The organism is Roseomonas haemaphysalidis, assembly GCF_017355405.1.
GTDB lineage: Bacteria > Pseudomonadota > Alphaproteobacteria > Acetobacterales > Acetobacteraceae > Pseudoroseomonas > Pseudoroseomonas haemaphysalidis.
The window spans coordinates 1,115,712-1,130,000 of the sequence record NZ_CP061177.1 but is presented as its reverse complement, the minus strand read 5'-3'; the positions used below and the strand labels follow the sequence as shown (position 1 = coordinate 1,130,000).

General features: G+C 72.5%; 15 protein-coding genes (1 of these 15 cut by a window edge). 7 read left to right on the top strand and 8 right to left on the bottom strand.

Annotated elements, in window-relative coordinates; genetic code table 11:
* Positions 1 to 819: the 5' portion of a penicillin-binding protein activator gene (locus tag IAI59_RS05180; protein ID WP_207419063.1), read on the bottom strand. Its footprint begins 264 nt before the window's first position; only the first 819 of its 1,083 coding nucleotides appear in the window; it begins with the start codon at positions 817 to 819; the stop codon falls past the left edge of the window.
* A gap of 215 nt (positions 820 to 1,034) precedes the next feature.
* On the opposite strand from IAI59_RS05180, the gene rsmI reads away from it, so the two are divergent.
* Positions 1,035 to 1,946 carry a 16S rRNA (cytidine(1402)-2'-O)-methyltransferase gene (rsmI, locus tag IAI59_RS05175; protein WP_207419192.1) on the top strand — a complete coding sequence of 304 codons (912 nt, stop codon included), beginning with the start codon at positions 1,035 to 1,037 and terminating at the stop codon, positions 1,944 to 1,946.
* A gap of 60 nt (positions 1,947 to 2,006) precedes the next feature.
* Complete coding sequence (locus tag IAI59_RS05170) at positions 2,007 to 2,813, top strand: DUF1206 domain-containing protein (protein ID WP_207419064.1); 807 nt, start codon at positions 2,007 to 2,009, stop codon at positions 2,811 to 2,813.
* A gap of 176 nt (positions 2,814 to 2,989) precedes the next feature.
* On the opposite strand, the gene IAI59_RS05165 is transcribed toward IAI59_RS05170, so the two are convergent.
* The 4 genes from IAI59_RS05165 to IAI59_RS05150 form a co-directional block, all read right to left on the bottom strand.
* Positions 2,990 to 3,748, bottom strand: coding sequence for a superoxide dismutase (locus tag IAI59_RS05165; RefSeq protein ID WP_237180922.1), 759 nt, complete (start codon positions 3,746 to 3,748; stop codon positions 2,990 to 2,992).
* 70 nt (positions 3,749 to 3,818) lie between these two features.
* Positions 3,819 to 4,595: an ABC transporter permease gene (locus IAI59_RS05160; protein ID WP_207419065.1), complete on the bottom strand. Its 777-nt coding sequence runs from the start codon at positions 4,593 to 4,595 to the stop codon at positions 3,819 to 3,821.
* Positions 4,592 to 5,749: an ABC transporter permease gene (locus IAI59_RS05155; protein ID WP_207419066.1), complete on the bottom strand. Its 1,158-nt coding sequence runs from the start codon at positions 5,747 to 5,749 to the stop codon at positions 4,592 to 4,594. The genes IAI59_RS05160 and IAI59_RS05155 overlap by 4 nt, the downstream gene beginning before the upstream one ends.
* Positions 5,750 to 5,775: 26 nt before the next feature.
* A complete protein-coding gene (locus IAI59_RS05150; RefSeq protein WP_207419067.1) occupies positions 5,776 to 6,822 on the bottom strand; it encodes an ABC transporter substrate-binding protein in 1,047 nt (348 codons plus the stop codon).
* A 231-nt stretch (positions 6,823 to 7,053) separates the two neighbouring features.
* On the opposite strand from IAI59_RS05150, the gene fdhD reads away from it, so the two are divergent.
* The 5 genes from fdhD (at position 7,054) to IAI59_RS05130 (ending at position 10,915) form a co-directional block, all read left to right on the top strand.
* The gene (gene fdhD / locus IAI59_RS05145) at positions 7,054 to 7,941 is read left to right on the top strand and encodes a formate dehydrogenase accessory sulfurtransferase FdhD (protein ID WP_207419068.1); all 888 of its coding nucleotides are present in this window, start codon (positions 7,054 to 7,056) and stop codon (positions 7,939 to 7,941) included.
* Position 7,942: 1 nt separating this feature from the next.
* Positions 7,943 to 8,575 carry a molybdenum cofactor guanylyltransferase MobA gene (gene mobA / locus IAI59_RS05140; RefSeq protein ID WP_207419069.1) on the top strand — a complete coding sequence of 211 codons (633 nt, stop codon included), beginning with the start codon at positions 7,943 to 7,945 and terminating at the stop codon, positions 8,573 to 8,575.
* Between the two features lie 27 nt (positions 8,576 to 8,602).
* The gene (locus tag IAI59_RS23310) at positions 8,603 to 8,728 is read left to right on the top strand and encodes a hypothetical protein (RefSeq protein WP_272874667.1); all 126 of its coding nucleotides are present in this window, start codon (positions 8,603 to 8,605) and stop codon (positions 8,726 to 8,728) included.
* A 48-nt stretch (positions 8,729 to 8,776) separates the two neighbouring features.
* Positions 8,777 to 10,171, top strand: a complete 1,395-nt coding sequence (locus IAI59_RS05135; RefSeq protein ID WP_207419070.1) for a M20 family metallopeptidase — start codon at positions 8,777 to 8,779, stop codon at positions 10,169 to 10,171.
* Between the two features lie 291 nt (positions 10,172 to 10,462).
* Entirely contained in the window at positions 10,463 to 10,915 is a 453-nt protein-coding gene (locus IAI59_RS05130; RefSeq protein ID WP_207419071.1) for a CreA family protein, read from the top strand.
* Between the two features lie 13 nt (positions 10,916 to 10,928).
* On the opposite strand, the gene IAI59_RS05125 is transcribed toward IAI59_RS05130, so the two are convergent.
* The 3 genes from IAI59_RS05125 to IAI59_RS05115 are packed head-to-tail and all read right to left on the bottom strand — an operon-like array spanning position 10,929 to position 14,146.
* Positions 10,929 to 11,900, bottom strand: coding sequence for a GDP-mannose 4,6-dehydratase (locus tag IAI59_RS05125; protein ID WP_207419072.1), 972 nt, complete (start codon positions 11,898 to 11,900; stop codon positions 10,929 to 10,931).
* A gap of 2 nt (positions 11,901 to 11,902) precedes the next feature.
* Positions 11,903 to 12,889, bottom strand: coding sequence for a GDP-mannose 4,6-dehydratase (gene gmd, locus IAI59_RS05120; RefSeq protein ID WP_207419073.1), 987 nt, complete (start codon positions 12,887 to 12,889; stop codon positions 11,903 to 11,905).
* Between the two features lie 33 nt (positions 12,890 to 12,922).
* A complete protein-coding gene (locus IAI59_RS05115; RefSeq protein ID WP_207419074.1) occupies positions 12,923 to 14,146 on the bottom strand; it encodes a glycosyltransferase in 1,224 nt (407 codons plus the stop codon).
* Positions 14,147 to 14,289: the final 143 nt, after the last annotated feature.

Sequence of the window (14,289 nt, the reverse complement as noted above, 5' to 3'; positions counted from 1 at the left end):
GCTGTCGAACTGCGCGCGGGCGGCCGGGTCGCCAGCCGGATACCACGCGCCGGCCAGGGCGGGCTCCTGCGCCAGCCCGGCTTCGCTGGCCCAAAGCAGGCTGCCGGCCAGCTTCGGCATGGGCGTCAGCCCGGCGCCGGCCAGGGCGGCGGCGAATTCGCGGGCACGGGTGCCGCCCTCGGCCAGGATCAGCATGTCCACCGGCGGCGGCGGCGTGCCCTCGGCGGGCGGGGCCAGGCGGGTGGCGATGTCCTTGGCGGCCAGCGCGGGCTGGGCGGCGCCGGGGTAGTTCAGGATCACCGGCGCCGGCAGGCCGAGGTCGGAAGCCGCCGAGCGCAGCCCGGCCGCCAGCTGCTGCCCAAAGGCACCGGAGGGCGCCGCCAGCGCGAAGCGCTGCGCCCCCTGGGCATGGGCGCCCGCCACCAGCCGGCGCATCTGCTGCCCCGGCGTGATGCCCAGCGGCCAAACCAGCGGCGCCGCCTGGTTGGAGTCGTTGGTGAAGGGCAGCATGGGCACGGAGGCCGCGCGGGCGGGCGCGGCAGCGGCGGCCGTCTCGCCCGTGGTCAGCGGCCCGACCAGCACGCGGGCGCCGCCCGCGATGGCGCCGCGCGCCGCCTCGGCCGCGCCGGCGGCGGTGCCGCCGGTGTCGCGGGGCACGAACTCGAAGCCGGGCGCCCCCTGCTCGAACAGCGCGAGCTGCGCGGCATTGAGCATCTGCTGGCCGAGCTGGGCATTGCCGCCGGTCAGCGGCAGCAGCAGCGCCACCTTGGTGCGCGGCGGCTGGGCGGGGGCCAGGGGCAGGCCGCCGGCCTGCGGCATCACCCCGCCCATGTAAGAAGAAGGACCCGGGGCTTGCTGCGCGCAGGCCGCCAGCCCCACAAGGGCGCCGAGCGCCAGCACCAGCCGGCGCGGACGGGAGCAAGGAGCAGCGTGTGGCACAGGACGAATCCCGTCAGGACCGGTCGAACGCAGGAACCGCAACGGAAGCCTCCCCTCTGCCGGGCGCGCCGCCCGGCCTGAATGACACGCCGCACATCGCGGCGCCGGATGCGGCGGACCCGCCCGGGGCGGGCGACTCCCGCCCCGCGGGCAGGACCCCGCCCCCCCTTATCCTGGTCTCGACGCCGATCGGCAACCTTGGCGACCTGTCGCCCCGCGCCGTGGCCACGCTGCGGGCGGCGGATGCCATCCTGTGCGAGGACACCCGCACCACCGCGCCGCTGCTGGCGCGCCACGGCATCGCCGCCCCGCTGGTGCCGCTGCACGACCACAACGAGGACCAGGCGACCCCCCGCCTACTGGCCCGCATGGCCGAGGGCCAACACCTCGCGCTGGTGTCGGATGCCGGCACGCCGCTGATGAGCGACCCCGGCTACCGGCTGGTGCGCGCGGCCATCGCCGCCGGCCACGAGGTCAGCGCCGTGCCCGGCCCCAACGCGGCGGTAATGGCGCTGACCCTGTCAGGCCTGCCGCCGCACCCTTTCCTGTTTCTCGGCTTCCTGCCGCCGCGCGCCGCCGCCCGGGCCGCCGAGCTAGCCCGGCTGCGCGCCATCGAGCGCGCGGGCCTTTCCGCCACCCTGGTCTTCTTTGAGGCCCCCCACCGGCTGGCCGAGGCGCTGGAAGCGCTCGCCGAGGCCCTTGGCCCCCGCCCCGCCGCCGTGACGCGCGAGCTGACCAAGCGCTTCGAGGAAGTGCGGCGCGGCACCCTGCCCGAGCTCGCCGCGCATTACGCCGCCCACCCCGCGCGCGGCGAGATCGCGCTGGTGGTCGGCCCGGCGGAAGAAGACGCGCCGGAAGGCGAGGCCGCGCTGGACGCCCGGCTGCGCGCCGCGCTGGCGACCGGCGAAAGCCTGCGCGACGCCGCGGCCCTGGTCGCCGCCGCCACCGGCCTGCCGCGCAAGCAGGTCTACGCCCGCGCCCTGGAACTGCGCGAAGCCAAGGCGTAGCGCAGGTTGCATCCAAGCCGGGGCCGGGCCGTTACACGCCCTGTACCCGGAGCGCCGCCCTTGCCGTCCCACCGCCATGCCCTCGTCCTGCTCGCCCGCCTCGGCTACGCCGCGCGGGGCGTCGTCAACCTCGTGGTCGGGCTGCTGGCCTTTCTGGCCGCCATGGGCCAGGGCGGCGGCAATTCCGGCAACAAGGGCGCGCTGCTGTCGCTGCTGGCGCATCCCTTCGGCGGCGTGCTGCTGGGGATCGTGGCGCTCGGCCTGTTCGGCTTCGCCTTGTGGCGCGCCTGCCAGTCGCTGCTGGATGCCGACCGGCGCGGCACCAAGCCCAAGGCGCTGGGCGCCCGCGCCGGCCAACTCATCTCCGCCTTCACCTACGCCAGCCTCGGCCTCTTCGCCGCCACCCTGGCGGCCGGCGGCCGCAGCGCGCGGGGCGCCGGCGACGACGCGTCCCAGGCCCAGGACTGGTCGCGCTGGGTGATGGGCCACCCCTTCGGCGAGGTGCTGGTGGGGCTGGCCGGCGCCGTGGTGGCCGGCGTCGGCATCGCCTTTCTGGTGCGCGGCTGGCGGGCCTCCTTCACCAAGCACCTGGATTGCCCGGGCGATGCCGCGCAATGGGTGGTGCCGCTGGGCCGCCTGGGCTTCGCGGCGCGGGGCGTGGTGTTCCTGATCATCGGCATCTTCGTGATGCTGGCGGCGCTGCATTCCAACCCGCAGGAGGTGGTGGGCCTCAGCGGCGCGCTGCGCGCCCTGCAGGGGCAGCCCTTCGGGCAGTTCCTGTACGGGGTGGTGGCGCTGGGCCTGGCCGCCTTCGGCGTGTTCGAATTCGCGGAAGCGCGGTTCCGGCGGATCGAGGCGCCGGTTTAACGGGGGCTGACAAAGGCCGGGGGGGAGGAATTCTCCCGAACCCCCGTCTTTTCCTGTCTGTCTACAATGCCTCGTCGCGGCAGCGGCGTTTCATGGCGGCCCTGCGCGTGTTCCAGGCTCGGAAAAGAAGGAAGGGGTTCCAGGGGAATTCATTCCCCTGGCCTTTCCCGCCCGGATCAGACCTTCAGCGTCCCCGCCTTGGCGGCCGCGTAGCGCTCCGAGATCTTGGACCAGTCCAGGACGTTCCACCACGCCGTCAGGTATTCCGGGCGGCGGTTGTTGTACTTCAGGTAGTAGGCGTGCTCCCACACGTCGTTGCCGAACAGCACCTTGGTGCCGTCCATCAGCGGCGTGTCCTGGTTGGGGCGGCTGGCCAGGGCCAGCTTGCCTTCCCGCGTCACGGTGACGAACACCCAGCCCGAACCGAACACACGGGCGCCGGCGGTGTTGAAGTCAGTCTTCATGGTGTCGAAGCTGCCGAGGTCGCGGCTGATGGCGTCCGACAGCTCGCCTTCCGGCGTGCCGCCCTTGCCGCCCATGATCTGCCAGAACATCGCGTGGTTGGCATGGCCGCCGGCGTTGTTGCGCAGCGTGGTGCGCACGCTGTCCGGTGCCGCGGCCAGGTTGGTCAGCAGTTCCTCCAGCGGCAGGGCGGCCAGCTGGCCGTGGTCCTTCAGCGCGGTGTTGAGGTTGCTGACATAGGCGGCATGGTGCTTGTCGTGGTGCAGCTCCATGGTCGCGGCGTCGATATGCGGCTCGTTGGCGTTGTTGGCATAAGGCAGCGGCGGCAGCGTGTAAGGGCTGGACGCCGGCGCGGCCGCCTGGGCCAGAACACGGCGCGGGCTGGCGAACAGCCCGCCGGCCAGCAGCATCGCGCCCCCGGCCAGGGCGCTGCGCCGGTGGATGGGGAGGGCGGCGGAAGGGGGGTGGGCCATGGCGTCGCGGTTCCCTGTCTCGGTGTCTGCATCGGGCAGGTGGCCCCACGCGCGCCGTGGGGCAAGGCCCTCAGCCCGGCCGCCGGCGCAACAGCGTGACGGCCAGCAGCAGCAGGCAGGACAGCACCACCATCACCACCGCCGCCGCCATCACGGTCAGGCTGATGGAATCGTTCAGGCCGGAAAACATCTGGCGCGGCAGGGTGCGCTGCGCGGGGCCGGCCAGGAACAGCACCACCACCACCTCGTCCAGCGAGATGGCGAAGGCGAAGACCGCGCCCGCCGCCACGCCCGGCGCGATCTGCGGCAGGCACACGCGCCAGAAGGCCCGCGCCGGGTGGGCACCGCAGGCCGCCGCCGCGCGCAGTTGCACCGGGTCGAACTGTGCCAGGGCGGCCAGCACGGTGGTGACCACGAAGGGCGCGCCCAGCACGGTATGCGCCAGCACCAGCCCGGGAAAGGAGTTGGTCAGCCCCAGCGGCCCGAAGAACAGCAGCAGCGGCACCGCCACCACGATGGCCGGCACCACCATGGGCGCCATCAGCACCGCCATCACGGCGCCCCGCCCGGGAAAGCGCGCCCGCCACAGGCCGAAGGCGGCCAGCGTGCCCAGCACGGACGCCAGCACCGCCACCGTGGCGCCGAGCCGCAGGCTGTTCCACAGCGCCGGCAGCCAGAAGTCGGAGGTGGCGAAGTCCTGATACCAGCGCAGCGACAGCCCCGGCAGCGGATAGGACAGAAAGGCGCCGGAGGAGAAGGACAGCGGTAGGATGGCCGCCACCGGCGCCAGCAGGAACACCAGCGCCAGCAGGCCGAAGCACCACAACAGGGGACCGGGGCGCCTCATGCCGCGCGGGTCCGCTCGAAGCCCACCAGCCGGGCGTACAACCCGACCACCAGCGCGACCGCCAGCAGCAGCAGCAGCGACAGGGCGGCGGCCATGGACCAGTCCACCGTGCGGGTGGCGTAGAAGCCGACAAAGTATGACAGCATCTGGTCGTTGGCGCCGCCCAGCAGCGCCGGCGTGACGTAGAAGCCCAGCGCCTGGATGAACACCAGCAGGCAGCCCGCCCCCACGCCGGGCAGCGACAGCGGCAGCGACACCCGCCAGAAGGCCCGCATCGGCGAGGCGCCGAGCGAGACGGCGGCGCGCGGCAGCCGCCAGTCCAGCGACCTCAGCGCGGCATAGATCGGCAGCACCATGAAGGGCAGCAGGATATGCACCATGGCCAGCAGCACGGCGCCGCGGTTGAACAGCAGCGGCAGCGGCCCATCGGTCAGGCGAGCCGACTGCAGCGCGGCGTTGACCACGCCCTCGCGCTGCAGCAGCACCATCCAGGCGGCGGTGCGGACGATCAGGCTGGTCCAGAACGGCAGCAGCACGCCGCCCAGCAGCCAGGGCGCCACGCGCGGCGGCGCCGTCGCGATCAGCCAGGCCAGCGGATAGCCGATGGCGAGCGCGATGGCGGTGGCGCAGAGCGAGATCCACAGCGTGCGCCACAGCACCTGCCGGAAGATCGCCTGCTCCGGCGGCGCGCCCGCGATGTGCCCGGCGGCGTCGCGCTTCAGGTCCAGCACCGCGAGCGGGTAGAAGTCGGACAGCGGCCCGCCGGCGCGGCGGATGGCGGCCCAGGGGGCGGGCGTGTCCCAGGCGGGGCCGGCCGCCAGCACCAGCGCGCGCGGCTCGCCCGAAGCCGCCACGCGGCGGGCGGTGGCGGGCAGCAGGCTGCGGAAACCCGGCCAGTCGGTGTTCAGCCGGGCGCTGGCACGGCCGATGGAGCCGGCGCCGGTGTCCTGGTCCCGGGCGCGGGCGGCGCGCAGGTCCTCGGCCAGGGCTGCGAAGGCGGCGTCGCCCGGCGCGGCGGCGCCGTCCCAGCCGCGCAGCGCCACGATCGTGCGCGGCAACACGGGCGGCACGTCGGCTTCCTGCACCGCGCGCAGCAGAAAAGCGCCGATCGGCAGCACGAAGACGGCCAGCAGGAAGATCAGCAGCGGCGCCACCAGCGCCGCCGCACCAAGGCGTGGGCTCAGCGGGACACCCAGTTGTTGAAGCGCTGGTTCAGCGTGTCGAGGTTGTCCAGCCAGAAGCGGTCGTTGATTTCCAGCGCGCCGGCGGCGTTCTCCGGCGCGGTGGGCAGGTTGGCCAGCACCGCCGGCGGCAGCAGCGCGTCCGCGCCCACCACGGTCGCGCCGTAGGGGATGCGCGGCGCCAGCAGCGCCGCCACCTGCGGCTGCGACCAGTAGCGCAGAAAGGCCTGGGCCTGCGCCCGGTTGGGGCTGCCCTTCATGATCACGTAGCTGTCCAGCGTGAACAGGTTGTTCTTCCAGGCGATGCCGAAGTTGCGGCCGTCGCTGGTGTTGGCGGCGCTGATGCGGCCGTTATAGGCGTCGGTCATCACCACCTCGCCGCTGGCGAGCCATTGCGGCGGCTGGCTGCCGCGCTCCCACCACACGATGTCGCCCTTGATGGTGTCGAGCTTGCGGAAGGCGCGATCCACCCCTTCCGGCGTGCCCAGCACGCGGTACACGTCGCCCGGCGCCACGCCGTCCGCCAGCAGCGCGATCTCCAGCGTCGTCTTGGGGCCGCGCCGCAGGCCGCGCTTGCCGGGCCAGCGCTGCGTGTCGAAGAAGTCGGCCCAGCTCGCCGGCGCATTGGGCGTGCGCGCCTTGTCGTAGGCCAGCACGAAGGAATACAGGATGTTGCCGACGCCACATTCGCTGCGCGCCGGCGCGATGAAGCGCTCGGCGCCGCCGATGGCGGCGAAGTCCATCTTCTCGAACAGCCCCTCGTCGCAGCCGAGCAGCAGCTCCTCGCTTTCCACCTGCACCAGGTCCCAGTTGTTGGCGCCGGACTGGATCTTGGCGCGCAGCACGCCGACGCCGCCGTCCCAGTTCTCTTCCAAGATGCGCGTGCCGCCGCTTTGCTGCTGGAAGGGGCGGAAGAACACGTCCCGCTGCGCGTCCTGATAGGCGCCGCCCCAGGACACGATGGTCAGGTCCCGCCCCTGCGCCAGCACCGGGCCGGCGGTCAGCAACATCGCGGCGAGCGCCGCCCCCAGGTGTCTGCGCAGCATCCGAACCCCCTCCGGTGTGTCTCCGCGCGCAGCCTAGGCTTATTCCGGTGGTGGCCGGAAGAGGCAGGCCGGGGGAAAGAATTCCCCAGACCCCCATCTTTTCTTTTGTTTGTTTTTACCGGGCGCCCGCCCCTTCCCCTCTGCGTCAACAGACGGAAAAAAGATGGGGCCCCGCGGGAATTCCTTCCCCCGGCCTTCCGCAACACCCGCCGCCATCGCATCTCTTGCCTCATGAGCGATGACCTGCTGCGCGTCCGCCCCGACCCCGCCGACCCGCGCCTGACCCGGCGCGTGTCCGGCATCGACCACACCGGGGCGCCGATCGAATCCTCCGTGACGGTGGAGCGCCCCCTGGTGCTCTACCTGAACGGCCAGGAGATCGTGACGATGATGACCATCGCCGACCGGCCGGAGGACCTGGCGCTGGGCTACCTGCTCAACCAGAACATGCTGCGGCCCGACGACGAGGTGACGGGCATCGACCATGACGAGGACCTGGGCGTCGTGGTGGTGCGCACCGCGCGCGGCACCGACTTCGAGCAGAAGCTGAAAAAGAAGACGCTGACCAGCGGCTGCGCCCAGGGCACCGCCTTCGGCGACCTGATGGAGAATTTTTCCCAGGTTCGGCTTCCGGTGTCAGCCGAGTTGCGCACCTCGTGGCTGTACCGCCTGCTCCACCGCATCAACACCCTGCCGACGCTGTACCTGGAAGCCGGCGCCATTCATGGCTGCGCCTTGTGCTTCCAGGACCAGCCGGTGGCCTACATGGAGGATGTCGGCCGGCACAACGCGGTGGACAAGATCGCCGGCTGGATGTGGCGCGAAGGCGTGAGCGGCGCCGACAAGATCTTCTACACCACCGGCCGCCTGACCTCGGAGATGGTGATCAAGACGGTGCGCATGGGCATTCCCATCCTGATCTCGCGCTCCGGCTTCACCGCCTGGGGGGTGGAACTGGCGCGGGAGGTGGGGCTGACGCTGGTGGGCCGCTGCAAGGGTCGCCGCTTCGTGGCGCTGGCCGGCGAGCACCGCATCGTCTTCGACGCCGACCTGCACTACGTTGAAGAGGAAAGCGCCCGACACTGGCGCAAGAACTCGCGCGAGGCGGAAGGTGGCTGAGATGCCCCCCACCCTGCCCCCGACCTTGGGCGTGATCCTGGCCGGCGGCCTGGCACGGCGCATGGGCGGCGGCGACAAGCCGTTGCGCGCGCTGGGCGGCCGGCCGCTGCTGGCGCATGTGGCGGAGCGGCTGCGGCCGCAGGTGGCGGCCCTGGTGGTCAACGCCAACGGCAACCCCGCGCGCTTCGCGGCCTTCGGCCTGCCCGTGGTGGCCGACGGCGTGCCGGACCACCCCGGCCCGCTGGCCGGCATCCTGGCCGCGCTGGACCACGCGGCCGCCGCACATCCCGGCCTGGACTGGGTGGCCTCCGTGCCCGGCGACTCCCCCTTCATTCCAACCGACCTGGTGGCACGGCTGCACGCGGCGCGCCAGGCCGCCGGCGTGCCGCTGGCCTGCGCGCGCTCCGGCGGCTGGTCGCACCCGCCCATCGGCCTTTGGCCCGTGGCGCTGCGGGCGGAGCTGCGCACGGCGCTGCTGGCCGGCGAACGCAAGATCGACCGCTGGACCGCCCGCTTCGGCTGCGCCGCGGCGGAATGGCCGGACCAACCGGTGGACCCCTTCTTCAACGCCAACACCCCGGCGGAGCTGGCCGGGGCGGAGCTGCTCTTGCACGCCCGCCCCGCCGCCTCCTAGCCTGCGGCCGATCCTGGGAGCCTGATCATGAAAGCCTTTGTCAGCGGCATCGTGGCCGCCGTTCTGCTCGCCATCCTCGCCGCCACGGTGCTGGACACCGAGGTGCAGCAGGGGGCCGAGGCCGCCTATGCCACGGATGCCGTGCGCAACTGACGCCGCACCGGCGCCCCGCCATCCCTGACAAGCGCCGGAGCCGGACGCATGACCCGTGACACCGCCATCCGTTCCAGCCTCGCTTTGCTGGAGGACGGCCGCTTCCAGGCCGAGCTGGCCCGCCGCGTCGCCTTTCGCAGCGAAAGCCAGAACCCCGCCGGCGCCGCCGAGCTGGACCGCTACCTGTCCGAGGAGATGATCCCGGCGCTGCGGGCCATGGGCTTCGCGTGCGAGGTGGTGGCCAACAGCGTGCCGAACCGCGGCCCCTTCCTGATCGCCCAGCGGATCGAGGACCCGGCGCTGCCGACGGTGCTGGTCTATGGCCATGGCGACGTGGTGCACGGCCAGGACGAGGACTGGCGCGAGGGCCTGTCCCCCTGGGTGCTGACGCCGGAAGGCGAGCGCTGGTACGGCCGCGGCACCGCCGACAACAAGGGCCAGCACGGCATCAACCTGGCGGCGCTGCGCGAGGTGCTGGCGGTGCGCGGCGGGCGGCTCGGCTTCAATGCCAAGGTGCTGCTGGAGATGGGCGAGGAGTCCGGCTCCCCCGGCCTCGCCGCCATCTGCCGCGACCGCAAGGCGGACCTGGCGGCGGACGTGCTGATCGCCTCCGACGGGCCGCGCCTTTCGGCGGGCGAGCCCACCATCTTTCTCGGCTCGCGCGGTGCCTTCAACGTGGGGCTGGAGCTGCGGGCGCGGGAGCGGGCCTATCATTCCGGCAACTGGGGCGGCGTGATCCTGAACCCCGCCACCGTGCTGTCGCACGCCATCGCCAGCATGGTGGACGCGCGCGGCCGGCTGCTGGTGGACGGCCTGCTGCCGCCGCCGATGCCCAACAGCGTGCGCGCCGCCCTGGCCCCGCTGCGCGTCGGCGGCGGCGAAACCGACCCGGCGGTGGACGAGGACTGGGGCGCCGAGGGGCTGACACCGGCCGAGCGGCTGTTCGGCTGGAACACGCTGGAGGTGCTGGCGATCGGCGCCGGCAATGCCGAGGCGCCGATGAACGCCGTGCCGCCGGTGGCCCGCGCCACCGTGCAGTTGCGCTACGTGGTGGGCACGGACGCCGCCGCCATCGTGCCTGCCCTGCGCGCGCACCTGGACGCGCGGGGCTTCCAGGCCGTGCGAATCGTCCCCAACGACCGCGAGGCCGCGCCGGCGACGCGGCTGGACCCGGATTCGCCCTGGGTGCGCTGGGCCGCGGGTTCAATCGCCGCCACGCTGGGCCGCCCGCCGGCCATCCTGCCGAATATCGGCGGCAGCCTGCCCAACCATGTCTTCGCCGATATCCTGGGCCTGCCAACGCTGTGGGTGCCGCATTCCTACGCCGCCTGCGCGCAGCACGCGCCGGACGAGCATGTGCTGGTGCCGATCGTCTCCGAGGGGCTGCGGATGATGGCGGGGCTGTTCTGGGACCTGGGCGAGAACGCACCGAAGCGGGGGTAGAAGGTCAGGGGAATGAATTCCCCCTGAAACCCCTTCTTCTTTTTCTTCCTGTTTTCCGGTCTGCGTGTTGAAGCGCATGCGCCTGGACGACCTGCCAGGCGGCCGTTCGCGGCCCGGGGAATGGCTGAACGCGTTCCCGGCGGCGATCAGCGCGCCGGAACAGTGCCCCGCCGCCGCCAGCGCCGACTGACAAAGAAAAGATGGGGGCCTGGGGGAATTCTTTCCCCCGGCCTTTTCCCGCCCCCCGCCGTTATCCCATCTCCCGTATCGCCTTACCTGGAGATCGCCCTGATGCGCCTCGCCCTCGCCGTGCTGGCTTCATTGCTGCCCGTTGCCGCCATGGCGCAGACCCGGGTGGGGGAGATCAGCACCACCTTCCGCATGGTCGGCCCCAACGACAAGGTGGTGGTGGAGCGCTACGACGACCCCAAGGTGCCCAACGTGTCCTGCTACGTGTCACGCGCCGACACCGGCGGGCTGAGCGGCTGGGTGGGGCTGGCGGAGGACCCGTCGCGCTTCAGCATCGCCTGCCGCGCCACCGGGCCGGTGGCGATGCCGAGCGGCATTCCGCAAACGGAATCGGTGTTCCGGCAATCGTCCTCGCCGCTGTTCAAGGCGCTGACGGTCACGCGCATCCTGGACCAGGACAAGCGCGTGCTGGTTTATCTGATCACCAGCACCAAGATCATCGACGGCTCGCCCTTCAACAGCGTCACGGCGGTGCCGGTGGACCTGACGCGCTGAGGCGCGCCGGGGCTCAGGCCCCGGCGGCGACCCTTTGGCGCCAGTCGGCCAGCACGGCATCTAGCGTGGCGTCCCAGCCGATGCGTGGCGCCCAGCCCAGCGTGTCGCGCAGCCGGCGGGCGTTGCCGACGGTGCGGGGCACGTCGGTGGGGCGCAGCCGGGCCGCGTCTTCCCGCACTGTCACGCTGGCGCCGGAACGGTCCAGCAGGGCCTGCAGCACGTCGCCGATCCGCTGCGCCTCGCCGGACGCGATGTTGAACACCGCGCCCGCCTCCAGCCGGTCGGACTCGCGCAGCACCAGGCTGTAGGCGGCGCAGACGTCGCTGACATCCAGGAAGTCGCGCCAGCGGTCCAGCGCGCCCACGCGCATCACCGGCTCCTGCCGCCCGGCCTCGATCAACGCCACCTGGCGGGCGAAGGCGGACACCACGAAGCCTTCCCCCTGCCCGGCGCCGGCGTGGTTGCTGGGGCGCAGCCGCAGCACGCGCAGCCCGCGCAGCGCCATCTCGCCCAACGCGATGTCGCAGGCGGCCTTGCTGGCGGCATAAGGGTTGGCGGGGCGCATCGGCGCGTCCTCGTCCAACGGCGCCTCGCGGTCGCGGAAGGTCAGCCCATACACCTCGGCCGAGGAGGCGAAGAGAAAGGGCGCGGCGGGGGCATGCGCCAGCGCCGCGTCGGCCAGGGCCAGGGTGCCCAGCAGGTTGAGGCGCCAGGTGCGGCCGGGGTTGGCGAAGGCCTCCCCCACCGCGGCCTGGGCCGCCAGGTGCAGGATGGCATCGGGCGCGGCGTTTCGCACCAGGGCGTCCATCGCCTCGGGCCGCTCCAGGTCCATCGGCAGGACCTGGTCGGCGCCGGGGCAATCCGTGCCACGCTCGGCGGCGACCAGCATCGCGCCGGGGAAGTCCCGGCGCAGCTGGCGCAGCAGGTGCTGCCCCACGAAGCCGGATGCCCCGGTGACGAGGATCCGGCGCGGCACGAAGGCCATGCTCAGGCGGCCGCGATGCGGGCCTGGTGGCGCTTGATGTCGGCGTCGACCATTTCCTGCACCATCTGCTCCAGCGTCGTCTCCGGCTTCCAGCCGAGCTTCGCTTCCGCCTTGGCGGCGTTGCCGTGCAGCACCTCCACCTCGGCCGGGCGCAGGAAGGCGGGGTTCACCGTCACGTGCTTCTCGTAGTCCAGGCCCACATGCGCGAAGGCGATGCGGCAGAACTCGCGCACCGTGGTGGTGCGGTTGGTGGCGACCACGTAGTCGTCGGGCACTTCCTGCTGCAGCATCAGCCACATCGCCTGCACGTAGTCGCGCGCATGGCCCCAGTCGCGCTTGGCGTCGAGGTTGCCGAGCGGCAGCTCGGACGCGAGGCCGAGCTTGATGCGCGCCACGCCGTCCGTGATCTTGCGGGTCACGAACTCCAGGCCACGCAGCGGGCTTTCATGGTTGAACAGGATGCCGCTGGACGCGTGCAGTCCGAAGGACTCGCGGTAGTTCACCGTCATCCAGTGGCCGTAGAGCTTGGCCACCGCGTAGGGGCTGCGCGGGTAGAAGGGCGTGCTCTCGCTCTGGATCGGCTCCTGGATCAGGCCATACATCTCGGAGGAGGAGGCCTGGTAGAAGCGCGCCTTGGGGGCGATCAGGCGGACCGCTTCCAGCATGTTGCCGACGCCGATGGCGGTCACCTGCCCGGTCAGCAGCGGCTGCGTCCAGGAGGTCTTCACGAAGCTCTGGGCGCCGAGGTTGTAGACCTCGTCCGGCTTGCACTCTTCCATGACGCGGATCAGCGAGGACAGGTCGGTCAGGTTGCCGTCCAGCATGGTGATCTTGCCGTCGATGCCGAGCCAGCGCAGGCGGCTGTCGATCACCTCGGAGGAGGCGGAGCGGCGCAGCAGGCCGAAGACCTCGTAGCCCTTCCCCAGCAGCAGCTGCGACAGATAGGCACCATCCTGTCCGGTAATTCCGGTAATCAAAGCGCGCGGCATATCAGCGGATCTCAACTTCCAGGGTGTCGTGTCTTACTCAATGGCACCGGCCGGGGCCATTGGCGAGGCCGGCACCGCGTTCCGCGGGCGGCGATACAGCAATCGCGGGTAGTCCGGTAGCGGAAACCTGACCGGCGGCGGGTGCGGCGCCCGGGGCGGGCCGGCCAGCCGCGCCAGCAGGGCGGCGGCGGCGGCACCGTCCGGCTCCGCCCAGCGGGCGCCGGGCAGGTCATAGATCTCCTGCGGGTCCTCGGCCGGCACCAGCCGGAACGGCACGGGGTGGGCCCCGGGGCCGTGCATGAAATCCACGTTGCCGGACCAGCCGGTGGCCACCACGGCGCGCCCCAGCAGCATCGCCTCTGCCATCGCGAAGCCGTAGCCCTCCGCCCGGTGCAGCGACAGCAGGCAGTCGGACGCCGCCATCAGCGCCCACAGCGCGGGGCGGGACAGGTGCTCGTCCACCACCCGCACGTTGGGGCGCGCGGCGGCGGCGGCCATCACCGCGGCCCAGCCCGGGCCGGCATCGGCCGTGGCATGCGTCTTGACCACCAGCACCCGGTCGGCCCGGTCGCCAAAGGCCGCGTGATGCGCCGCGATCGCCCCCAGCGGGTTCTTGCGCGCGAGCGACGAGGTGGCGTCGAACAGCGCCAGCGTCACGAAGGCAGCCTCCGGCAGGCCGAACTCGTCGCGCCCCATCGCCGCCGGGGCCGGCGCCGGCAGGATGGGATAGGGCACCACCCGCACCGGCGGCGCGCCGGGGGCGGCGCGCACCGCCGCCGCCACGAACTCACTGCCCACCCAGATCTCATGGCAGCAGCGGAAGCCGCGGAGCCAGTCGGCCGGCAGCAGCGGCAGCTCCCAGTTCCACACGGCGATCACGCGCTTGCCCGCCACGGCGCGGCGGCCCAGCGCCCGCAGCGCCCAGGGCAGCATCGGCCCGTTCACATGCACCAGCAGCGTGCCCGGCCCTTCCGGCACGGGTTGCAGCGGCCCGGCGCCACCCGGCCCGGCGCGCTGCCGCAATGGCCCGGTGAGGTCGGCCTCCGCCGGCTGCAGCCCCGCCGCGCGCAGCCCGGCCACCAGCCGGCGCGTGGCGGCGCCAAGCCCGGTGGCGGCGGTGAAATATCCCGCCACGGCCAGCACGCCCTCGCCATCCGGCTCCGGCCGCGCGATGCGCGGGGCCAGCAGCGCCATGCCGCCGAACAGCGCCTCGCGGCGCAGCTTGCGGGGGAGCAGGGTCCAGATGCGGCGGATCATCGGGGCGGCATCTCCGGCGAAAGGAAAGGCCGGGGGAATGAATTCGTCCAGACCCCCATCTTTTTTTCGTCGGACTCCTGTCGTGCCTGAGGCGCCGGGTCGCCAGGGCCGCAACCGCACATGAGACAGAAAGAAGAAGGGGG